This is a genomic window from Novipirellula rosea (assembly GCF_039541335.1).
GTDB lineage: Bacteria > Planctomycetota > Planctomycetia > Pirellulales > Pirellulaceae > Novipirellula > Novipirellula rosea.
Genome location: NZ_BAABGA010000012.1, coordinates 19,640 through 41,941 on the forward strand (window position 1 = coordinate 19,640; position 22,302 = coordinate 41,941).

The following is a 22,302-nucleotide window of genomic DNA, read 5'->3' on the forward strand; positions in this document are numbered from 1 at the left end:
ATCCTCTCAATTGCGTTCAATCCGCATCAAGTTCCCCGAACTTGCAGGTATATAGAGCCTCGCATTTTAGCACGTGGATTGGTGGTGTGTTCCAATATCACGCAAAAGACCGCGGAACGGACCACCCTCGACAATTTTCCCCTGACTATCACGAGTGATGCGGCACTCGAATTCCGGTCCTTTTCTTGCCCCTATCATTCGCATGCGACGTCCTCCATCATCCCCAAGCTTGACCGCGGAAAATGTGGGAGAGGAGGTTTAAGAACCGTTCGGAAATACCTTCGTCATTCGAATTTTGTTACAAATCACGCGGGTCAAGTGTTTTCTCTGTAGTGGACGAGGCTACGAGTCCCGCCGTGCCACTAAGTCGCTGGGACTCGTAGCCTCGTCCACTACCTCAAAGCTGGCCGACCTACGCCCATTCCGGTAAAGCTCTAGTGGAACGATCCAGGCGACACCCAGCGACTTAGGTGCCGGCTCGTCGGGCCCAGCGCTCGACCGTGGGGTGTAGCTTGACGGCGTCGCCGTTTTGCGGCTCGGCGTCGGCGAAGTGTTGACGCTGCAGCGCGTTGATGTCGGCTCGCAATTCGGCTCGCTCGCTGCTGGGCCAAGCCACCGCTTGCGTCTGTTCGATCCGCCGCAGCAATAACGCCGCACCGGTCGGCGTGAGCGACTGGGGAATCGCGATCGACGTCGTGCTTGCCAAGGATTCTGGTTTGGCGTGTCGTAAACGCCAGACAATCAAAGCCACCAACAACAACGCCGCCAAGCCGCCGGCCAACCATACGATCACAGGGATCCCCGGTGAGTCGAATCGTAGCGTCTGACCTTCGACCGGCACCAGATCGTAGTCTTCGTAGGTGAACCGCTTGATCGATATCGGCGAGTCCGCTGCAGTGGCGGTTTGGGCTTCGGCCTCGGTGTTCGCGGCGTCATCGTTGGTTTCGGCAGGCGACTTTTTGGGGACCGTCAGCGAAACCAGAGTTTCGGCTCGAGCGTCACTGACGGCCGGGAAGATAAACCGATCCGGTTTGGCGGCGGTGACGGAGGCTTCCGGAACATACGTCAGGCTCCACTTTCGCATTGTACCCAAGCGGAACAGACCATCACTGTCGGGGTCCAGATTCGGCAGGCTTTTGGAGTACGCCATGTAGGGATTGCGATTGCTGGTGGTGGTGTCTTCTTCTTCGGGTTGAGCCCGATGGGTTTGGCTGACGTCAAACGGATCGGCGACCAGTTGGGTCTCGTCCAGAACGTAGCCCGGCAAGGCGTCGGCCAAGTTGTCGAACAGTTGGTTGATTTCCGGCAGCACCCCGGTGGCCCGCGCGACGATTTCCAGCCGCACGGTTTGTTCCTCTTTCTGATCCAACATGGGGCGGGCGTCGAGTGTTTGTTCGATCACCAAATCGTCCAGCGGCCGAGGCGCGGGGTCGGCGGCCGCGTCGATCAACACCGTGTTGGACAACACCGGCAATACGATCGGTCCCGAGGCATCATTGAAATGCATATCCATCTGCACGGCCGGCAAATGGTCGACGCTGGGGTCGGCGGCTTGCAAGACCAGGTAGGCCATCGGCTTTTCCTGCCATCCGGTCTGGCCTTCCAACCGGATCGGGACGGCGGGGTTCATCGGTTGAAAGAAATCGATGCCCAGTAATTGGACGGTGCCGCTGAAGGACTTTTCGATACTTTTCTGCAAACGTTCCTGATAGTTGATCGTCTGCCATTGCCCGGCGTTGAACTGCGAGAAACTGTCCATCAGGTAACGGGCGAAGCCACCGGAGGAGCGGTCGATCGAAGCGGTGTGTTGCAGCGTCAGGATCGCGCCAAAAGGCTCGGTGCCCACCCGGTCGCTGCCGTCGATGGTGAGCTGTAAATGGATTTCATCTTCGACCAGTTCGTGATAAAGATCCAATGTGCGGCGGATCGGTGCCCCGGCCGGGTCTTGTCCCACCACACGGGCGGCGGCTTGCAGCAACCGCGGCTTGACTTCGGGTTTGGTTTCCGACAAACCGGACATGATGCCCCGCGCGAATTCGCCGATGTGGTAGCCCGAATGCTCCGGCGACATCTTCAGCATGTCGTCGCGAATGCGGTCGATTTGATCGGCGTTTTCCATGCCTTCGGTCATCAAATCCTCCAGCGTCAACGCCCCCAGGTCGCTGGCCCCCAGGGCCAAGCTGAACCACACGTTATAGATTTGCATGTCGGGACGGACGCGGCCGTCGGCCAGAGCTTCACGGTACCGCGAGGCGGCGTCTTCGAAGGCGCTGAACACCAATTTGCGGGCGGCGTGATAGGCCACCGCGTCTTGTTCTCGTTCGCCGCGGAACTGCATACGGTCAAAGCTGAGGGCGGCTTTGAGGATGGCGTGTTGCCACGCGTCCTGCTCGTCTTGGCTGTTGGCGACGGCGGATTCGGCCAACGCGGTCGCCAGGTCATAGCCGGTTTCGACGATTTTTCGCAGTTCGGATTCGCTGCGTTCAAACCCCGCGTCTTCTTGCGCCTTGCGGCTTCGCCAATCACCGCTTAAGCCCTGACGCATCGTCGACGCCAACTGGCCGGCGACCGAGGCATCGATTTGTTCGATGGGCCCGAGGATGCGCTGCACCGTCTCGCGTTCGTAGGCCTGGGTGGGTCCATAGCAGGCGCTCAGCGCCGTCACCACGCCCGGCAGTTTGCGGCCGTCGATGCCGATGCCGTCCAGCACGTCCAACAATTCGGCCAAACGATCGAGGTTGCGTTGTTGCCAACCGCGAGTGACCGGCGTCGACGGCCGAACGCGTCGGCTGAAGGCGTAGAACCAGGCATTGTTATTCACCACCGGCTCTTGCGTGCGAGCCTGCATGCGGTCAACCCACAGGTCCAAGAATCCGGTAGCTAATTCGGTGCTCATTGCCGGTTGACGTTGGACGCCCTGAGCCAGCAGTTCCAGCGCCAGATCGGTTTCGTCGGCGATCAGGGCCACGCCGATGAAGGCGTTGTAGGCGCGGCCGACCAGGCTGGGTTCGATCTGTTTCCGCCAAGCTTCGTCGGGCATCGAACGCAGCAGCAAGGCGGCGACTTCCGAAACCCCGTTCTTCTTGGCTTGTTCCTTGATGGCGTTTTCTGCTCGCGACAACAGACCGATGGTCAGCATCCGCAAAGGGATCGTCAGTTGATCCAGTTGCAGGTGTTGTTGAGCCAGCAGCGTATCGACCGCTTCTTTCATGGTCAGGATCGCCTGCGCCCGGACGGCTTCGGGCAATTTTTCGTCTTCCAGTTTGAGCGCCTTTAGTGCTACCGCTTGCAGTCCTGCGGGAGCCAACGAGGGATGTTCGAACAGACTCCGCAGCCAAGCCAGTCCGGGGCCCGGGGGCACACGGGGCAGCAGGTCGACGGCGCTACTGAGGCACTCGGAGCGGAGGGCCGTATCGGCACTGTCGAGCAAAGCGATTTCGCCAAACAGCGACCAGGCGTTTTCGAGCATCCGATCACTGGCGGCCCCCTTGGCTTCGGCGGCGCGGGCCATCAGGTATTCGGCGTGGCCTTTCATCACCGCCGCGTTTTCCGTCTCGCGGGCTTCCTCCAGCGACGGCATGAATTCAAAGGCTTCGATCGGCAGGCCGGCGGCCAGCAATAACCGCATGGTGCGGTTGCGATGCGCCTCGGTCTCGGTGCCGAACCAAGTGGTGCCTCGGCGAAAACGTTCGATCAACGGCCGTGTGCTGGTTTTCTTCGCAGCGGCTTTAAGCAACCCCGCCAGCGCGTCGATCTGCCAGTCGGTCAGTTCCGCCGGAGCCGCTTCGGACAGCCCCAGCACGTCTTCGGGGATCAGTTCGGAATCGGCATGGTTGGTACCCGAGATCAACGCGGCGTACATGCCTTCGGCTTCGCTGCCGGCTCGCAGCACCAACAAAGCTTTGACAGCGTCCCATTCGGCGGCCATGGCGTGACGATGGAACCACTGGATGATTTCCTGGTCATCGGCGTCTTCGGCGGGCAGCGATTGCGATTCCATGCCGATCTGGCTGCGCGCTCCCAGGACGGCCTCGGGACGTCGCACAAAGTTGACCGTCCGCATCTGACGCACCAGTTGACGGCGGCGACCATTGGCGGTGCCGCTGCCGCTTCCGCCGTTCTGCAGCCAGGGACTGAGATCCAGCCCCAGGTCTTTGTAGTAGACAACCATGGCCCGCCGCTCGGTCGCGGGCAGCGTTTTTAAGGTGTCCAGGATGGCTTGCGTGTCCGCGTCGGCTTTGGGAGTGGCCTGAGCTGGCTGGGCGGCTCCTTGTGCCGCAGCTTGTTGCGCCGCTGTGTTTTGTGCCGCCGCTTGTCCTGAGGACGCGAAGGGGTCGGCGATGGCTTGCACCGCGGAACGCAACTTTTGAGGCGTCTGAGCCGTGGCGGGAGTGCGCTGGGTGAACGCAATTGCGGCCAAGATCGCGGCCATGGCGACCGTACGGTTTTGGGCAGACCACGCTCTGGCGAGCGTAGCTACGATGAGTTTCGCGACAATCGGAGCGGGTTGCGTGGAGGTCATGGGTTGGATCGAACGGTTTGTCATGATGGGCAACGGTTGGGTTGTGTTCCAAGCTCTAGCGAGCGTCGCGACGTGTTGAATACTCTTTGAAAATTCGATTTCAATTTCGCTCGGGCGGTGCATTACCATCCGACGCCCCGGGGGCCGGGGATACCGGCACCGGCGGCGGGCGGTCCGTCTTGCAGCGGGCCACGGCCGGGTTGTTTTCCGCCGGGCTGGTCACCCGGTTCCCCGTCGCCCGGCCGGCGGGCCAACGGAGCGTTGCGGGGCAAGGGCAAGCCTTCCAGTTGGTCGGAGACGCTTTGTTCCAGATTCAGGACCTGTTCCAGGTTCCGCTGCATCCGTTGACTACGGTCGAGGTCCGTGGGGGCGACTTCGGCAGCCGCCACATGCTCGGCGACCGGCGGCGCTGTGACTTGGGCTGAGGCGGCGTCGGCCGAAGGAGCGTGTTCGGGAGCGGCTAGGTAGCGGTAATGTTGGCGGGCGGCGTTGGCCACCGGTCGCCAGACTTCCGGCGGTCGGCCTTCTTCACGCAGCAGCCGGGCGCCGACGTACTGCGCCGCTGCCAGCTCTTCGCGAATCGCATCGGTGGGCAAGGCGTGAGCGTCGTGATCGCCATTCGAGCGGTTGCCGGCGGTGGAGGTCGGCTGCACGGAGGATGCCGCCCGTTGGTGGGCTTCGGCGACACGCAGGTCGAGCAGGGCTTGCAGTTGTTCGATGCCATTAAAGACTTCGCCTGAGCGGACCATCGCGCGGGCTTCGGCCCAACGCAGCGATTCGAGCAGTTGCCGATCGGACTGGGGCAACTCCGCGCGATTGTGTTTCTGGTTGGCGACCGTTTCCACGTTCAGCAACGTTTCGATGGCTTGGCCATACCGCTCGGCCGTCGCGTGCCACCGTTCGGAAGCGTCGGCGTAGGCAGAGTTTTGTTTTTCGGTGGCGGTCAGCACGGCTTGCGCCAGCGGGTGTTTGACCTGCGTTTGCCAGTCGACACCCGCGGCAAAGGCCGCGCGGCGTGCGTCCAGCAGATGCAGCTGAGCTTCGTAGGCGGCGGATTGGGCTTCGCTGGCGACCCCCGCGAGAGACTCTGCTTGGCGAATCATGCTGGCCGCCCGATCACGAGCCAGCCAGATTCGTCCCGGACCGTAATGGTAGGCCAACGCAAACACCGGCAGCACCAGCCACAGCAACCAGAGGAGTGAACTGCGCATCAGGCAAGCTCTCCGGAGAGGGAATCAAGCCGCGGGGTTCCCCACAAACTCAGGGCGGGCAACAGCAGCGACAATAGTCCGGCTCCCACTATAACCGCCAGCACGGCCGCATCGCGCAGCCCCACGCCCTCGGCGACCCGCGGCTGGATGATCGACAGCCGGTTCAGCAAGTCGCTGGGCAGGTGCCGCGTGTTGGCGTCGATGTAGGTGCCGCGCAGTTGGCCGGCCAGGGTTCGCAGCGAGTCGGCGTCTTGTCGCGAGGCGTGTCCGGCGATGGTCGTCGCTTGCCCGGTTTGGCCCAGCCCGATCACCAGCGTATCGGAGATGGCTTTGGGGATCGCGCGGATCGGCGTGGTGTCGGTGCTGTCGCCATCGCTGACGACCAACAACAAGGCTGAACCATCGGGCCAACGTCGCGCGTATTCGATCGCATCAGAGATACTGGACGACAGCTGCGTGGGGCCGGGTTCGAAGGCGCTGAAAACTGGCAGCCCATCAAACAGGTTCTGCACGACTGCCTTGTCAAAGGTTTCTTCGACGATCGGGACGGCTTTCGTATACACGCCAAACACGGTGATCCGAGTGTTTTCGGCGTCCAGTCGGTCCAGCACCGCTTGGATCACTTCGCCGCCGCGAACCATGCGTTGTTGGTATTTTCCGGATTCGTCGCGGCGCGGCCCGGCGTCTTCCAGAAACATGCTGGGGGACGCGTCCAAGCAGACCAGCACATGCTTAGAAGCTTCCGGGGCCGGTTCCACTTCGGCTACTTGCGGCGGTTCAGTCAACAGAATGGTCAGCCCCCAGGCCAACAGGCTCATCGTCAGCACGCGCACGACCGGCACACCGCGAGCCCAAGCCGCCGGTCGACCGCTGGGACCAAAGGCCAGCTTGGCCACCCGCTGGGTGCGTCGCGTTTGCCACCATTCGGCCAAAGCCACGAGGGCCATACAGGCGATCGCCACCAGATTGGCCGTGAACAAGGGGCTGCTTACCATGGCGTATACCTCCACTTCAGCAGGCTAAGCGCGTACAGCAACAAGGCGACCGCACCGATCGCTGCGAAGGGTTCGAAGTAGTCGACCGGCAGCGAGGCATTGGCGACAAAACGAGCCGGTTGCATCTGGTCGATATGATTAAAAATCAAACGCAGCCCATCGGAATTGGTGGCAAGAAAAGCGTCACCGCCGGTGGCTCGAGCAATGCTGGACACGGCCGGCGGGATCGTATCGCTGCCGATATGGATGTGGTACATGGTGATTCCCGCATCGTTCAACTGATCCGAGATACGGTCGATCTGGTCTTGCCCATTGAGGTCTCCGCTGGCCCCGTCGGAGACCAGTATCAACAATCGATCGGTGGACGGTGCCGCTGCCAGCCCGCTGCCTGCAGCGGAGCCCTGCAAAGACGCGGAACGAAACAGTTGTTCGGCGGCCCGCTGTTGCCGCCACTGGTCGACCGATTGAGGCCCGGAGTCGGTGCCATCAAGCCGCGCGGCTTCGCGTTGCATATTGTCGGCGCAGTAGCTGAGGGCCGATCCGATCATGGTTCCGCCCATGCCGTTGGGTTGGTTGCGGGGGTTGGCAAAGGCCAGGGCATTGCGGAGGACTTGTAGGTCTTTGGTCAGCGGTACCCAACGCAGCGGCCAGGATCCGAACAGCGTCAGTCCGATAGCGTCGCCCTCGCGTGCGTAGGTGAACGATTCGATGGCCGCTGCGGCACTTTCGTAACGGTTCTGTTCCCCCATGCCCACACTCATGCTGCCTGAGACGTCCATGCATACCGTGATGTGGGTGGCCACGCGGTCCTGTTCGGGCACCCGCAGCACCTGGGGCCGGGCGATTAACACCACGGCCACCGCCAGCATCACCGCTGGAAACAACTCCACGCCTCGGAGCAATCCGGCCAACCACGGACGGGAAGCGTGCGTTTGGTGGTCAAAGGGCATTCGCAACCCCGTGCCCCGCCGCCGCACCGACCAAAAGCCCAGTGCCAGGGGAAACACCAACAGCAACAACCACTGGGGATGAACAAACGTCATGCCGTGCCTCCCACCGTGGCGTTCGCCGGTTCGGTAAAGGCGTCGGCCTGCAATTGAGCCAGTTCCGCATGGTAGGGAGCCAACAAGGCATCCAACGTGGTCGGGCTGAGCGACGATTGCGACGGGCCGTCGGCGTGGATCCAAGCTTCCAGGGCTCGCAGCAAGCCGCCTGCTTCATGATGTCGTCGCAATACCGGCAGCGCCTCGGCCAACGAATCGGGCAAGCCCAAGCGGCGCTGCCAAAAAACGTACAGCAGAATTTCCAGTCGGCTCTGTTCTTCCACCGTCAGCTGTCCTTGGCTGGCCCGTTGTACCAAAGGACGCAGGCGATCGGACAAGGTTGGGGGTGCCACGATTGTGGTTGTCGGTTGGGACTTCCGGGATCGCAGGCGGATGAAGGCCCACACGATCGGCACCGCGGCCCACACACAGCCGAACAAAATTAATGCCGCGCGGTAGCCACCCTGAGCTCGCAGCAGTGGATCGTCGATCTCGTACAAACTGGTGCCGTGTCCTGGGGGCAGGTCCGACACGACCCGCACCGGCATCGCCGGCAGCGCTTCCTCGCTGGCCAGTGGCGATCCGTCTGGCTGCACAACCCACTGCGACAAGTCGTATTGTCCGGCGACGGTACCAAAGAACCACAGCGTGTAACGGTGGGCGGCGTTTTGCTGAGCTGGTCCGGTGCGTTCGAGTCGAACCAGCACGGCGGCGTCGGTGGATTGATCCGGCAGGGCGCGGAGCGAAGCGCTGGGGTGGGTGAAGGTTAACTGCGCCGTCAGCCCGCGTTTGACGGTCAGCAAGACGGCGTCTGGTTCGGCAGCGGCGGCCAAGTTTGGTAGGCCGAGCCAGGTCAGCAGCAGCGTCATGAAGACAACCGTTTGCAGCTGCGATTTTCGACGAGCTGAGTTCAGCCGCGTAGCGGCGGCATGATGTAGCCATGAGCGAAAGCCCATGGAACCGTTGAAACAACACGTTGCATCGAACGCTGTGAAGCATTTTCTCGTAGCGGAACTCGTCAAGAGTTTCGGGACTTGGGTTCGTTCGACGAAAGTCTTGACGACTTCCGCTACGTTAATACACCACAAAACACAGCATAAAAATGCTTCAGAGCGTTTCCCGTTGGGGCTTGGTGCGAATGGAGTTCGTCCCACCATGGGCTGACGTCCATGGCTACATCCCGTTGTCCCTTCGGGACGACAAGCGTCGCGTAATTTCATCGCTGGCCTCGCATCCGCACCGCGCGGGTGAGCAGGAATTGACGCAGCGGGGACAGCAACGGACCGTTGGTGACCAGTTTCAAATAGCTGACATCGGCGCCGGCCATATCGCGTGCCAGCGTACAGGTGGTCCGCCACCGCTGTTGTCCGCCGGCCAGAAACGCCTGCCCGCTCTCGGCTTCGCTACCGCGGAAATAGCCGGCTCGCAGGGCTCCGGTTTCCGAGGGGTCCTGCAGGTGCAGCACCACCACATCGTGTTGATGCCCCAGGCGGCGGAGCACGGTGAGGGCTTCGGGATCGTGCAAATCGCTGAACACAAACAGCAGGCTGCGGCGGGTCAGTCGCGCCGAAAGCGCGGTCAGACGTTCGCCCAGTTCGGTTTCCTCGTCGACGTCGTGGGCTCGCAGCGGTTCCAGGTCGCGCCACAGATCGTCGGGCGAGAGGCTGGGGTTGCCATCCGAACGACTGTGTTGATGTCGTGTCCCGGCGCTTAACACACTGACCGGACTCAACCGCCGCAGGCCGACCAGTCCGATCGCGGCCGCGGCCCATACGGCCAGCCCATGTTTACTGAGCGTCGTCGAGGAAACGCTCATCGAGGCCGAGGTGTCGACGATCAGGTACATCGCCACGCGTTTGAGCGTTTCGTGCTGCTTGACGTAGGCCACGGGCATCCGCGCACTCAACTTCCAGTCGATTTGGCGGACCGGATCGCCGGGTTCGTAGGGACGCGATTGAGCGTATTCCAGCCCCGAGCCCACGAACAGCGAATCGTCGGTTCCAAAAGCGATATCGTCGGCGATGCGGCGGACCACCAGCTCGAAATTGGCCCGCGACAGGATGTCAGGGCGAGGCAGCGTTTCGGCGGGATGCGTGGCGTGATTCATGCGTTCATACAGTTCGGCGTTGCTAAGCTAATACAACTACTTCCTACAGCATTTCGTTCAGCAAGCGTTCCAGCATGACTTCGGGCGTCAAACCATCGGCAAGCGCCTCGTAGCTCAACCGCACACGGTGCAGGATCACGTCTTCGGCCAACGTGAATAGGTCTTCCGGCACCACGTAGTCGCGGCCATAGATAAACGCCCGAGCACGCGCGGCCTGCACCAGACTGAGCACCGCCCGCGGACTGCAACCCAGCACCAAGTCCTGGTGGCCTCGGGTGGCATTGACCAGTTTCACGCAGTCATGGATGAAGACTTCGCTGACGTGCACGGCCTGGACCTGCGTCATCGCTTCGGTCAAGTCTTTGACGCTCAGCTTGTGTTCGTCTTCGATAGCGTCAAACATCGATTGCGGCACCGCTCCATCGCCCTGACGTTGCAGTTTCAGCTTCAATGCCCGCCGCACCACCTCGGTTTCTTCAACCGGCGTGGGGTAACGCAGGCGGTGGCACATCATGAACCGGTCCAGTTGCGCCTCGGGCAATTCAAACGTGCCGGCTTGCTCGACCGGGTTCTGCGTAGCAATCACCAGGAACGGAGCGGGCAGCGTGTGGGTTTCGTCGCCGATCGATACCTTGCGTTCCTGCATCGCTTCCAACAGTGCCGACTGCACTTTGGGTGAGGCGCGGTTGATTTCGTCGGCCAACAGCAGGTTGGTGAACACAGGGCCTTTGTGAATGTGGAACTGGCCCGATTTTTGGTCCAGAATTTCCGATCCCAAAATGTCCGAAGGCAACAGGTCGATCGTGAACTGGACGCGTTTGAATTGCAAGTCGATGGCCTTGCCGACCGATTGCACCAGCAGCGTTTTGGCGATCCCGGGCACGCCTTCGAGCAGCAGGTGACCGCCAGTCAGCAAGGCGATCAACACCCGTTCGACGACTTCGGTCTGGCCAACGACGGTCTTGCCAACCTGTTCGATGACCGCTTTGGCAAACGCGGCGGAGGGTGGAAAACCTTCGGCGGACAGGGCGTCCGAGGCTGGGGGAGGAGTGACTGCAGTTTCGGTCATGACGCCGTCGTTGGTGGTGAGAGAGAGGCTGCGGTGGTGATTACGAAGCACGGTGGAGCGGGTTCATTTTAATCGCCGCCCCATCGCGTTAGGCGGTCGTTTTCGCGGTTCGAACGTTTTGCGGGAAGATTGTCCGTCACCGTCGCCACCGCCTTCGAGGAGACCGGCTTGCAGAAGCAATCCCCCGCACCCGAGGTTATTCAGCACGTTCGGCCAGCAATACGTTCAGCGCGTCGTCCAGCTGTTGCAGCTTCAGCCCCGTGGCCCGGATGCGGCCGTTGCGATCGACGACCACCGTGACCGGCGCGATGCGGACATGGTAGGCCTGGGCGGTCCGGCCAGCTTCGCGGGGGGCGGCAGCTGGGCCGCTGGTGGGTTGGGCTGCTGAGTCTTTGTCGCTAGCGGGTTGGGGGGCGGCGTCCAATGCCATCGGGATGGCCAGATCGATTTCCGCTGCAAAAGCCTGCGTCGCCTGCCAGTCGCTCTGCCGATCACAGACGACGGCAAAGGCCACGCCCTGCGGCGCGTACTTGGCGGCCGTCTCGTTAAAGGATTTCAGTTGCTGTTGAGTGATCTTCATCCCCGGACGCGTAAAGTGCAGCACGCGTACGACGCCGTCCAAGTCGACTTCCTGCAACCCCTCGGGTGCGTCGGCGACAGGCTCTTCACTGACCGCTTCCTCATCAGCGGTCTCACCGTCAGCAGGTTCACTGTCAGCGGGTTCGGCCGCGGCGTCGTTGTCGGTTTGGGAGGCGGCTTTGTTGTCATCGCCGGGCAGCCACCAAGCGGTCGCTTTGATTGGCGGAGCGGGCTGGCCGTGTTGTTCTTGCCAAGCCCGCATCCATTCGGCTCCGCTGTAGAACCAGTCGCGTTGGAACGAGACCAGCTGGCTGCCCTGGCCGCCGGAACCAGACTCTTCAATCAACTGTTTGACGATCGATTTGATGTGGCTGGGTTTGACGCCGGCGGCCCGCACGATGCCGCTTCGGTCGATGATGATGTAGGTGGGAAAGGCGTTGATGCCGTAGGCTTTGGCCGTTTCTCCGGTGTCCAGCACGACCGGATAATTAATTTCGCGATCTTCGACCATTTGCGGGGCTTTGTCCCAGCCGGAGGTCTCTGAATGCATGCCGATAAAGACCAGTTCGTCCGGATAGGTTTCGACCAGTTCGATGTTTTTGGGGATCGAGGCCACGCAGGGACCGCACCAGGTGGCCCAGAAATCCAGTACCACCACTTTGCCGCGGCACTCGTCCAGCGTTGTCGATTCACCAATCCAGGTATCGGTCGATAGTTCGATCGCCGGGCCACCCTCCAGGTTCGTCCGCACGGCCCCTTCAGGATCAAAATACCATTCGTCGGAAAACTCCGATTCGACGGCCCGTAGCGGTGCGGCGAAGAGGACCGTTAAACCCACCGCAACGGCGGCGTGGGTCACGATCCGCTTGATGCCCCCTTTGACGACTCGTCCAAGCAGCTTTGCTACGTTCGGCTGACGACTCAGGCCACAGCAGCCTGGGTTTTGAAAACGAGTGCTCATGTTGATTTCGCCGACGGGAAAGGGGCTACGGAGCTGCTCTGTTGATGACAACTCACCTGACTATAAACTCATCGGTCACCGATGGCAAACAACCGACGCGAGGTTACCGGAACCCCTTCCTGGACGCCTTGCCCCCACCCAAGACCGCTGCTCCAATGCCATCTCCTTCAACAACAAAACAGGAGAGCTGTTCTTTATAGCGGAACATCGCGGGTGGCGGTGAATGTCGTCAAAACAAAAAAGAGGTAGCGGTGAGCCGAGGGCCGTCAGGCACCGGGTAGCGCGTGGGACCCGGCCGCTGACGCGCGAGCGGCTCAATAAATCAACAAGCCGAAGAGGGCTGTCGCTACCGGAACTCCAAGTTTGAACCGTCTATCGCGATCCCCATCTTTTAACCTCCCATCTTTTAACCTCCCATCTTTTAACCTCCTGCCTTTTGACCTCCTGCCGCACCCACAACACGAGACACTGGAGCTCAGAAACGCAGCATCGTAGTTGGGGCCGAACATCTTGCTGCCCCAACCATTTTTCGGCCCAACCGTGGGTTGACCTTTGGTGACACTTGCATCACGTCGCAACACGATTGCGACTGCGACGCCAGATCTCGCTCGACTCACGTTCGGTAACGATCACGCGACGTCGCGTTGCGGCGTGAGGGAGACAAGTTGAAGCGAGTAGCTTGGATGACGGCACGATTGTCGAAACTCAAATGACAACCTCCGAAACTCCCGGCGAGTTTCGCTACGGCAGCGACCTCGCTGGTCCACCGCAAGTGGCGTATCCGTTCAGAGACTTTCCCTCACTGCTGGGACCGTCCATAATAGATCACGAGCGAACGGATTGAATTTCCATTGCCGTGGACCACCATCGCCTCAATTCGCGTGAGAGGCTTTCTATGAAACGGTTTAAAAACATCTTGCTGGTGTATCCATGCAATGATGGGGCGCTTGAGCGTGCCACTTCGCTGGCGAAGTCCAACCATGCAAAGCTGACCTTGCTGCGAGTGGAACGCGTGCTGGCCGAAACCCAGCTGATCACGTCATCGGGCAGTCCTGCGTTAAAACTGCAAGATCTGGTCATCAAGGAATATCAGTCGCAACTGAAGGCGGTTATTGCGGCGGTGAAGTTCGACTAACCGATGAATGAAGACCTCCCCGGAGTGTGCGATTGGGATCTGAAAACGTCTTTTACGAGTTTGCATTATTGCTGGCGGCAGCCGGTGTTCTGGGCTTTGTTGCGCATTGGCTCAAACAACCGCTGATCGTCGCCTTCATCGCGGTTGGGATCCTGGTCGGACCGGCGGGCTTGAAATGGGTTTCCATCGGCAGCGAGATCGACCTGCTGGCGAAGACTGGCATTGCACTGTTGCTGTTCACGGTCGGCTTAAAGCTGGACTTGAACGTGATTCGCACGATGGGGCCTGTGTCGCTAGCCACCGGCTTGGGACAGGTGACGTTCACCTCGGTGATTGGCTACTTGCTCTGCCTTGTCATGGGGTTTTCGCATCTGGCCTCGCTCTACGTGGCCGTTGCGTTGACGTTCTCCAGCACGATCATCATCGTCAAATTGTTGTCGGACAAACGCGAGATCGATTCGCTGCATGGACGCATTGCCATCGGTTTTTTGATCGTCCAAGACTTGGTGGTGGTGTTGGTGATGATCGCGTTGACCGCGTTCGGGGCCAGCACCGGGGTGCACTGGGTGCAGGGCATCTCGTTGGTCGTTGTCAAAGGCATCGGTTTGCTGGTCGCCGTCGGTCTGCTGATGCGTTACGTGCTGCCAAGGCTGTATCATCACGCAGCTCGTTCGGCCGAATTACTGACGACGTTGGCGATCGGCTGGGCGGTCGCGATGGCGGCGATCGGTGATTGGCTGGGGTTCAGCAAAGAAGTCGGTGCGTTCTTAGCAGGTGTGTCGCTTGCTGGGTTACCGCACCGGGAAGCTCTCGGGTCGCGTCTGGTAGGCTTACGCGACTTCTTGCTGCTGTTCTTCTTTGTCGATCTAGGAGCCCATCTCAAACTCAGCTTGCTTGGCTCGCAACTGATGCCGTCGCTGGCTCTATCGTTGTTCGTGCTGGTCGGCAATCCGCTGATCGTGATCATCATCATGGGACGGATGGGGTACCGAAAACGAACCGGCTTCCTGGCAGGATTGACGGTCGCTCAGATCAGCGAGTTTTCACTGATGCTTGGTGCACTCGGGAAAGAGCTCGGACATATTTCCGGTGAAGTCTTGGGGCTGATCACACTGGTGGGATTGATCACGATCACCCTATCGACCTACCTGATTCTCTACTCGCACCCGCTGTATGACTGGCTTGCCCCCTTTCTGTCCTGGTCCGAAAAGAAGAATCCGTTTCGCGAAGTTGAACTGGAAACAACCGCCGAGCCCTCGCGAGGCTTTGACACAATCGTGTTTGGTCTGGGGCGTTTTGGGAATCATCTTTCACGCGAACTGACCGAGCGCGGGCAACGAGTGTTGGGAGTCGACTTTGATCCGGATGTGGTGCATCGGCTTCGCGAGTCGGGACACTCGGTCGTCTACGGCGATGCAGAAGACCCCGAGTTTGCATCGACACTGCCGCTCTCGCACGCGCGTTGGGTGGTCAGTTCGGTGCCACAGGTATCGGTAAATCTCGCCTTGCTGCACGCGCTGTCACGCTACGGCTATACCGGATCGGTTGCCGCAACCGCGCACCATGAACGTGACGCCGCAACCTTAAGAAACGCGGGAGTCCACTTGATCCTGTTGCCATTCGCGGACGCCGCCAAGGAAGCCATCGACCAACTCAGCGGGCCTGAACGGGCAGAACCACATGACCAGCCACAGGACAGAATTTAAGTGAGCAGTAAGACGCTGGAAGAATGATGCCGTGACAGATCAGCTCACTTCTTTCCACCGCCTTTGCCACCTCCCTTGCCACCACCTTTTCCGCTGTTGCCTTTACCGCCCCCGCCTTTTCCGCTGTTACCACCGCCAACCGACTTGCCGTTGCCTTTGTCAGGTCGGCCGAACGAACCCGGGCCGCGAGATGCCTGGGGATGTTCGATAGAGGACGGAGAACGTCCGCGATCAAACGCTTGCGTCGAGTTTGACGTCGCTTGCGATTTCTTGCCTTGATTCTCAACTGTCATGCCACGGGTCGAATGCTTGGGATTGTCGTGCTTGGGTTGAGGAGGTGTGAAAACCGCATTGGATCCGCGCTGCGGATCAAAATTGTTTTTCGGTTTCGCGGTACTGAGATTGTCAACGTGCTTCGACGATTTGCCCTTCGCCTGGCGGTCGACACGAGGCGGTGATTGCCCATTGAAATCTCGCAGCACAATGTCGTCCAGCGAACCCCTGACCGCATTGTCTCCCCATCGACGCTCTGGTTTTCCGTTTTTAGTAAACTTGGCGATGTCGACATCGATCTTCACCGATTTGGGACCGCCGCGATCCGCTTTGCCGTAATAATTCTTGTAGCGTCCCATGCTGCCTCGGAAATCGAATCCACGTTGACCGTAGTTCCAGTCGTAATAGGAAAGCCAGGGCATCGCATAACGTGATCCAAACCCACCGGATCCATAGCCCAGGTCATACCAGGGTTGGTATCCCTGCGAAGCATACGACGGTCCGTAGTAATTACCGTAGTAGAATCCAGGATGTCCTCGCCGAACAAACAGATTCAGCAGTAAGGCGGCGGAATTCGCTAGCGGCAAGCGCGGTCGGTAGACAAAGCCTGGATTCAGGTACACCGGTCGATCGAATTCGACGGGTGAGTACAGCACCCCGCGATCAGGCGGCAGCAAATCCCAATACCCGGTGTTGTAAACGTAACCGTGCGGTGTCGTGATATAGCAATCCGGTTGCCAGACCCAGCCTTCGTAGTGACGGGTCCAGTATCCGCTGCGCCACCAGTAACCACCATCGCCATACTCCCACGACCCGGGCAGCCAAAAGAAATCATTATCGGGCGGAGGAACACTCGGTCCGTTATCGATCGATTGGGGAGGCGGAGGCAGATAGACTTGGTCGTCAACGCCCGCACGCGTACTGGACCAAAAGCCACTGGTCCATTGATAGCCCTCGCCGCGAGTACTCCAATAGCCGGGCACCCACGTTCGCCCCGGAGGCACCTTGCGATAGACGCCGCTCACCCAGACATACTTTGCGGCTTGATCATCCCAAGACCAATAGCCGGGGATCCACAACAGATTATCGCCAACGGGACCATCTTCTGGTGGTTGCTCGCGAACATTCGCTGGCGGTTTTTCCGAGTGGACGCGAGGATGCAGGATCGCACCGGAATCGGCCTGCGATGCAAATGCCTCGTGCACGGGGCCTTGGAGCAACGCCCGATACCCCAGTTCGTTCGACTCCAGCTCATTCGATTCCAGTTCGTTCGTAGCGTCCCTATCGATCACGTTGCCTGCCGCGACTGTTGCCGGATTGTCAGCGGTAGCCTGCGGGGGTGGCGGCGGCTGGACCACGCCGCTTTCGATTTGGGCCAGCACCGGATCGACGTTCCCAATCCAGCATAGCCCCATTGTGGCAAAGACCAGCGTGCGAAGGGTGGTGATGGCAGAGGGTGGGTGTTGAGACATGTTTGATCCAAGATGTAAATTGAGTCCCCGATGCAGCGTGTCACACAGACCCCGCCCCTTTGATTCTAGTTGTCGCATGGGACTTTTCGTCACTAATTCACGTTAAAAACGTTGCGAGCGGGGTTCGAGACACGTTGAGTTCATTGTGCAGCCCAATGCGGGGAAGACCAAGCTGCCGACCGACCGAGCAAACATGCGTGCATTACGCATGCCAATTCGTTGCAAACGCTCCAGTCGACATGCCGTAGGTGCGCAGCCTGGGTGCGGCTCCCCTCAACTTTAGCATCGGCGATGAAAACCGACGGGCCCGCACGATTCTCAATCTCGGTAGTGCGTCGGCGAAACTGTTCCTCGTGGCGATGATGCTGTGGGGGGTGTTGTGGTTTTTGCCAACCGTTTACGCGATCGGTTATCTGGAGGATTCGCCGCACCGTGGTCGCTGTTGGCAGCCCCTTGGGATTCGGCACTCGCATGGATTCTGCCACTGACAAGCATCACAACCGCGTTGCCGGTTTGCTAATCGGTATCATCGCGGCCCTGCTGTTCATCCTAAGCATCTTGAACGTTTGATGCGAGGAGCATGACTCGCATCGGATCGTTTCGCAGGGCGGACTGCGAAACGATCGCCGTTCTGGTTCACAGCGGCCATCAACCCAGTTGTGATATAATCGACCTGGGTCGAAACGGAAATCGTGGTGGGGATGCCATCTCATTGCCCGCGGATAACGCCAAACGAGAAATGGAGTCCGACGATGAAAATCACATTCCTGGGCGCCAATCGAAACGTAACCGGTTCACGTTATTGTTTGGAAGCATGCGGCAAAAGGATCATGATTGATTGCGGCATGGTCCAAGAACGCGATTTTCTGTCGCGTAATTGGGATGCCTGTCCGATTCCCGCGGGCAGTATCGATGCCTTGGTTCTCACGCACGCTCATATCGACCACATCGGACTCGTTCCCAAGTTCGTAGCGGATGGTTTCCGAGGCCGAATCTTTGCCACAAGACCGACCGTCGCACTGGCCGATGTGATGCTCAAGGACTCGGCCAAGATTCAAGCCGAAGACGCCAGATACAAGCGGCGACGTCATCGCAAGGAGGGACGCACCGGACCGCACGAGATAGTGCCTCTCTATACAGACAAGGACGTTGAGAAAGCGATTGAGCTGTTTCGCGGAGTCGACTATCGCGTTGCCACCGAAATCGTGTCCGGTATCACCGTGACTTGGCACGATGCAGGACACATCCTTGGATCGGCGTCATTAGAGATTCGAGTCCAAGAGCCTGACCGCGAGCGAACGATCCTTTTTTCAGGAGACTTGGGGCAACACGACAAACCGCTGATTCATGATCCCACCTATTTTCGGCGTGCCGACTATGTCGTGATGGAGTCGACTTATGGCGACCGCGACCACGAAGCTAGGGGGAATGTCGAAGAACAGCTTATAACGATTGTCAACGACACCACCAAGCGTGGCGGTAATTTGATTATCCCCGTGTTCGCCGTCGAACGGGCTCAAGAGATGATGTATTTCCTGAGTCGTTTGGTCCACAAGAATCGCATTCCCGACGTGCCCATCTTTCTTGACAGTCCGATGGCGTACGACGTCACAAATATCTTCCGCCGATTCACCAGTTGGCTGGATGATGAGACCGTGCGGGCAGTGGAGTGTGACGAACCGCCGCTTCACTTTCCCGGTTTGACGATGACGCGAACGGTTGATGAATCAAAATCGATCAATCACCACAAGAAGCCCTGCATCATCATGGCGCCGGCGGGAATGTGTAACGCGGGCCGAATCAAACATCACCTGCGAAGCAACATTCGTCGCCCCGAATCCACCATCCTGTTTGTTGGTTTTCAGGCCGAAGGCACCTTGGGACGTCGGCTGCTGGCGGGCGAAAAAGAAGTCCGGATTCACGGTCGCCAGTACAGCGTTGACGCCAAGATCCAGCAGGTCTTCGGATTGTCGGGGCACGCCGATCGCACCGGATTGCTGCAGTGGCTGAATCACTTCGAGCAACCACCGCGAAAGGTCTTCTTGACTCACGGCGAGGAAAGCTCGGCACTCGCACTGAAACGCAGCATCCAGACGCGGTTCGGGTTTGATGTATCTGTTCCCTCGTACGGTGAGGTGCACGAGTTCAATGATCAGGGACCTAGTCTTGTCGACGCCGGCCAACCGAATGCGGTGGCGGTTAAAAGAGACGCGATCAGCGATACCCCCGAAAGCGAAGCAACGGGTGACGCGGCGACTGAATCGGTCAAGGTCGACGAAATCTTCCCGGTTGCGGCGGAAGACCCAGATCTGGAATTCTTAGATAGCGCAACTCGCCGTCCGATTAGCTTTTTGCACGAGGACCCTTGGCGAGTCCTACGGATCCAAAGCGACCTGATCCAAGGCATCGAAATCATGACACGTGCCTTGGAAGGTCGCCATCGATCGGTGGCCGTGTTTGGAAGCGCACGATTGCCCGAGAGCGATCCTTCTTATCAACTCGCCCATCAAACATGTCAGCGGTTGGGCGAACGAGGGTTCGCGATCATTACCGGCGGCGGCCCCGGAATCATGGAAGCCAGCAACCGCGGGGCGCGTGACGCTGGCAGCCCCTCGATTGGGCTTAACATCGAACTGCCGCACGAACAGACGATCAATCCCTACTGCGACGCGTCCTACACCTGCCGCTACTTCTTCGTCCGCAAGATGATGTTTGCCAAATACGCTCGTGGCTTTCTGATTTTCCCTGGCGGATTCGGCACGTTCGACGAGTTCTTTGAATCACTGACGTTGATCCAGACGGGCAAGCTGGCGCAGTTCCCCGTGGTACTGGTGGGCAGCGAGTTTTGGCGTCCTATCGTCGATTGGTTACAAACCACCGTGCTTGAGAAAGGCTGTATCGACTCTCAAGACGTTCAACGATTCCGAGTCATGGACGATCCCGAAGAAATCGCTCGCTGGCTCGACCAAATCATTGACGGACAGTCTGCTTCCACCAAAACTTAGCGACGTGTTTAATCCCTGACTGGATTTACAAGTCTCCACGCGTGGTTAAATAGCAGCGTCATCCACACTGTGAATGCGAACTGAGATCCCGGACCATTTTTTTTAAGACGCAATAAAGAGAATCAATGAAGATCGTTGTATTTAGCACAAAGTCCTATGATCGCGAGTTTCTCAGTGCTGCCGCGAAACCCCTTGGGCACGAACTCACCTTCCTCGAGCCGCGTTTGACATCCGAAACGGTCCAATTGGCAAACGACCATCAAGCTGTTTGTGTGTTCGTCAACGATCAACTCGACGCGGCGGTGCTTCGCTCGCTTGCCGAGCAAGGCGTGCGCGTCGTTGCTTTGAGATGTGCCGGTTTCAACAACGTCGACCTCCCGACTGCTCGCGAAGTGGGCATCAAAGTGGTTCGCGTCCCCGCCTACTCGCCGCACGCGGTCGCCGAGCATACGGCCGGTTTGATCCTGACGCTGAACCGAAAAATCCATCGTGCTTACGCACGGGTCCGCGACGGCAATTTTTATCTCGGTGGGCTACTTGGCTTTGATCTCAGCGGTCGCACGGTGGGAGTGATCGGGACAGGACAAATCGGCACCGTGTTTGCAAAGATCATGTCGGGTTTTGGTTGCCGGTTATTGGGTTACGACGAATACCCCAATGCGAAATGCCGCGAACTTGGCATGGAGTATTGCGATCTAACCAAATTATTCGCCGAATCAGATATCATCTCGCTGCACTGCCCGCTGACGCCGCAGACGCATCATTTGATCAACGCCCAGTCGATTGCAGGTATGAAAGATGGCGTGATGATCATCAACACCAGCCGCGGTGCCGTGATTGACACGCAAGCAGTCGTGGAGGGATTAAAAAGCGGAAAGATCGGCCATCTCGGCCTCGATGTCTATGAGGAAGAAGCCGATTTCTTCTTCGAAGATTTGTCGAATGAAGTCATCCCGGATGACACTCTGTCTCGCTTGTTGACTTTCCCGAACGTCATCATCACCGGCCATCAAGCCTTCTTCACGCGAGAAGCATTGCAGTGCATTGCCGAAACAACGTTACAAAACATCGCCGACATCGACCGTGTCGGCAGCAGCAAAAATGAAGTCGCCGGAGACCATTCACAACCCTAGCGGCAGGAAGAATCGACGATATCCGAAACGGTTGGCGAGTTTCGTTACGAGAGAGGCTTTACTCCTGAGTTTCGTTGCCGGCGAATTTCGTTCGGACACTGTCATGCTGACGGGTAGACAGAAAAATGGGTGCGACAGAAAGATTAAGATGGCGGTGGCTATCGGCGCCCCGAGCTCGAATCATCCGTCCCTTTCCCATCTTTTAACCTACCATTTTTTAACCGTTCATTGCATTTCCCCTCGCAAAACTCCTGTTTTTGGAAATGCAGCATCGTATTAAAGTTCGAACATTTTCCTGCCCGCTCTCTATTTTCCTGCCCAACAGTGTTTCCTGCCCAACCGTGTTTTCTGCACAACTCTGCGTTGACCGTAGCGACACCTGCCATCGCTTCGCAATGCTGCCCCGACTGCGGCGCCGACTCACGCTCGGTGACGATCACGTGACGTCACGTTGCGACGCGAGAAGACAAGCTAAAGCGGTTAACTTGAATGACCACAGGATAGGCTTTCCAATCTCCCTGCTTATAATTTTTCTGTCGCACCAATCTTTCTGTCTTTAAATCTGTACCGATTAAACGCGGTGTGCCGCAACGATGTGTGGTCGACACTTACCGATTGACGGCATGCGATGTGTATGGGTCCCCAAGCGAATTTGGTTCGGACACTGTCATGCGAACGGCTCGACAGAAAAAAGGGTGCGACAGAAAGATTAAGATGGCGGTGGCTATCGGCGCCCCGAGCTCGAATCATCCGTCCCTTTCCCATCTTTTAACCTACCATTTTTTTTACCGTTCATCGCATTCCCCCTCGCAAAACACCTGTTTTTGGAAATGCCGCATTGTATTGGGGCTCGAACATTTTCCTGCCCGCTCTCTATTTTCCTGCCCAACCGTGTTTCCTGCCCAACTCTGGGTTGACCGTAGCAACACCTGCCATCGCTTCGCAATGCTGCCCCGACTGCGGCGCCGACTCACGCTCGGCAACGATCACGTGACGTCACGTTGCGACGCGAGAAGACAAGTTAAAGCGGTTAACTTGAATGACCACAGGATAGGTTTTCCAATCTCCCTGCTTATAATTTTTCTGTCACA

At 58.8% G+C, this 22,302-nt stretch carries 14 protein-coding genes; 5 read left to right on the forward strand and 9 right to left on the reverse strand.

Annotation, left to right across the window (positions count from 1 at the left end; all coding sequences use genetic code 11):
* Positions 1–466 precede the first annotated feature (466 nt).
* From ABD971_RS04630 to ABD971_RS04665, 8 genes are all read right to left on the reverse strand, one after another.
* Positions 467–4,522, reverse strand: a complete 4,056-nt coding sequence (locus ABD971_RS04630; protein ID WP_345319885.1) for a hypothetical protein — start codon at positions 4,520–4,522, stop codon at positions 467–469.
* 122 nt (positions 4,523–4,644) lie between these two features.
* A complete protein-coding gene (locus ABD971_RS04635) occupies positions 4,645–5,733 on the reverse strand; it encodes a hypothetical protein (RefSeq protein ID WP_345319887.1) in 1,089 nt (362 codons plus the stop codon).
* The gene (locus ABD971_RS04640) at positions 5,733–6,728 is read right to left on the reverse strand and encodes a vWA domain-containing protein (RefSeq protein ID WP_345319889.1); all 996 of its coding nucleotides are present in this window, start codon (positions 6,726–6,728) and stop codon (positions 5,733–5,735) included. The genes ABD971_RS04635 and ABD971_RS04640 overlap by 1 nt, the downstream gene beginning before the upstream one ends.
* Positions 6,722–7,771, reverse strand: coding sequence for a vWA domain-containing protein (locus ABD971_RS04645; protein ID WP_345319891.1), 1,050 nt, complete (start codon positions 7,769–7,771; stop codon positions 6,722–6,724). Before ABD971_RS04645 ends, ABD971_RS04640 begins: the two co-directional genes overlap by 7 nt.
* Positions 7,768–8,727: a hypothetical protein gene (locus ABD971_RS04650; protein ID WP_345319893.1), complete on the reverse strand. Its 960-nt coding sequence runs from the start codon at positions 8,725–8,727 to the stop codon at positions 7,768–7,770. The genes ABD971_RS04645 and ABD971_RS04650 overlap by 4 nt, the downstream gene beginning before the upstream one ends.
* Positions 8,728–8,987: 260 nt before the next feature.
* Positions 8,988–9,878 (reverse strand): DUF58 domain-containing protein, encoded by an 891-nt coding sequence (locus tag ABD971_RS04655; protein WP_345319895.1) that lies wholly within the window; start codon positions 9,876–9,878, stop codon positions 8,988–8,990.
* 43 nt (positions 9,879–9,921) lie between these two features.
* Positions 9,922–10,947: an AAA family ATPase gene (locus ABD971_RS04660; RefSeq protein WP_345319897.1), complete on the reverse strand. Its 1,026-nt coding sequence runs from the start codon at positions 10,945–10,947 to the stop codon at positions 9,922–9,924.
* A gap of 196 nt (positions 10,948–11,143) precedes the next feature.
* Complete coding sequence (locus tag ABD971_RS04665) at positions 11,144–12,487, reverse strand: redoxin domain-containing protein (RefSeq protein WP_345319899.1); 1,344 nt, start codon at positions 12,485–12,487, stop codon at positions 11,144–11,146.
* Between the two features lie 709 nt (positions 12,488–13,196).
* Between ABD971_RS04665 and ABD971_RS04670 the strand changes: the two genes are divergently transcribed.
* Genes ABD971_RS04670 through ABD971_RS04680 form a run of 3 tightly spaced genes read left to right on the forward strand, consistent with a single transcriptional unit; the run spans position 13,197 to position 15,328 of the window.
* On the forward strand, positions 13,197–13,331 hold the full coding sequence (locus tag ABD971_RS04670) for a hypothetical protein (protein WP_345319901.1): 135 nt from the start codon (positions 13,197–13,199) through the stop codon (positions 13,329–13,331).
* Positions 13,332–13,382: 51 nt separating this feature from the next.
* Positions 13,383–13,622 (forward strand): hypothetical protein, encoded by a 240-nt coding sequence (locus tag ABD971_RS04675; protein WP_345319903.1) that lies wholly within the window; start codon positions 13,383–13,385, stop codon positions 13,620–13,622.
* Positions 13,623–13,654: 32 nt separating this feature from the next.
* Positions 13,655–15,328, forward strand: coding sequence for a cation:proton antiporter (locus tag ABD971_RS04680; RefSeq protein ID WP_345319905.1), 1,674 nt, complete (start codon positions 13,655–13,657; stop codon positions 15,326–15,328).
* 44 nt (positions 15,329–15,372) lie between these two features.
* Here ABD971_RS04680 and ABD971_RS04685 read toward each other — a convergent pair whose 3' ends face one another.
* On the reverse strand, positions 15,373–17,073 hold the full coding sequence (locus tag ABD971_RS04685; protein WP_345319907.1) for a hypothetical protein: 1,701 nt from the start codon (positions 17,071–17,073) through the stop codon (positions 15,373–15,375).
* 752 nt (positions 17,074–17,825) lie between these two features.
* Between ABD971_RS04685 and ABD971_RS04690 the strand changes: the two genes are divergently transcribed.
* Together ABD971_RS04690 and ABD971_RS04695 are read left to right on the forward strand one after the other, a co-directional pair.
* Entirely contained in the window at positions 17,826–20,078 is a 2,253-nt protein-coding gene (locus ABD971_RS04690; RefSeq protein WP_345319909.1) for a TIGR00730 family Rossman fold protein, read from the forward strand.
* Positions 20,079–20,203: 125 nt separating this feature from the next.
* Positions 20,204–21,211, forward strand: coding sequence for a 2-hydroxyacid dehydrogenase (locus ABD971_RS04695; protein WP_345319911.1), 1,008 nt, complete (start codon positions 20,204–20,206; stop codon positions 21,209–21,211).
* Positions 21,212–22,302 lie beyond the last annotated feature (1,091 nt).

Bases quoted from the DNA above. Each gene is read 5' to 3' on its own strand.
- ABD971_RS04690 (WP_345319909.1), top strand. From the start codon at position 17,826: ATGAAAATCACATTCCTGGGCGCCAATCGAAACGTAACCGGTTCACGT.
- ABD971_RS04635 (WP_345319887.1), bottom strand. From the start codon at position 5,733: ATGCGCAGTTCACTCCTCTGGTTGCTGTGGCTGGTGCTGCCGGTGTTT.
- ABD971_RS04645 (WP_345319891.1), bottom strand. From the start codon at position 7,771: ATGACGTTTGTTCATCCCCAGTGGTTGTTGCTGTTGGTGTTTCCCCTG.
- ABD971_RS04650 (WP_345319893.1), bottom strand. From the start codon at position 8,727: ATGGGCTTTCGCTCATGGCTACATCATGCCGCCGCTACGCGGCTGAAC.
- ABD971_RS04665 (WP_345319899.1), bottom strand. From the start codon at position 12,487: ATGAGCACTCGTTTTCAAAACCCAGGCTGCTGTGGCCTGAGTCGTCAG.
- ABD971_RS04675 (WP_345319903.1), top strand. From the start codon at position 13,383: ATGAAACGGTTTAAAAACATCTTGCTGGTGTATCCATGCAATGATGGG.
- ABD971_RS04660 (WP_345319897.1), bottom strand. From the start codon at position 10,947: ATGACCGAAACTGCAGTCACTCCTCCCCCAGCCTCGGACGCCCTGTCC.
- ABD971_RS04640 (WP_345319889.1), bottom strand. From the start codon at position 6,728: ATGGTAAGCAGCCCCTTGTTCACGGCCAATCTGGTGGCGATCGCCTGT.
- ABD971_RS04630 (WP_345319885.1), bottom strand. From the start codon at position 4,522: ATGACCTCCACGCAACCCGCTCCGATTGTCGCGAAACTCATCGTAGCT.
- ABD971_RS04655 (WP_345319895.1), bottom strand. From the start codon at position 9,878: ATGAATCACGCCACGCATCCCGCCGAAACGCTGCCTCGCCCTGACATC.
- ABD971_RS04695 (WP_345319911.1), top strand. From the start codon at position 20,204: ATGAAGATCGTTGTATTTAGCACAAAGTCCTATGATCGCGAGTTTCTC.
- ABD971_RS04670 (WP_345319901.1), top strand. From the start codon at position 13,197: ATGACAACCTCCGAAACTCCCGGCGAGTTTCGCTACGGCAGCGACCTC.
- ABD971_RS04685 (WP_345319907.1), bottom strand. From the start codon at position 17,073: ATGTCTCAACACCCACCCTCTGCCATCACCACCCTTCGCACGCTGGTC.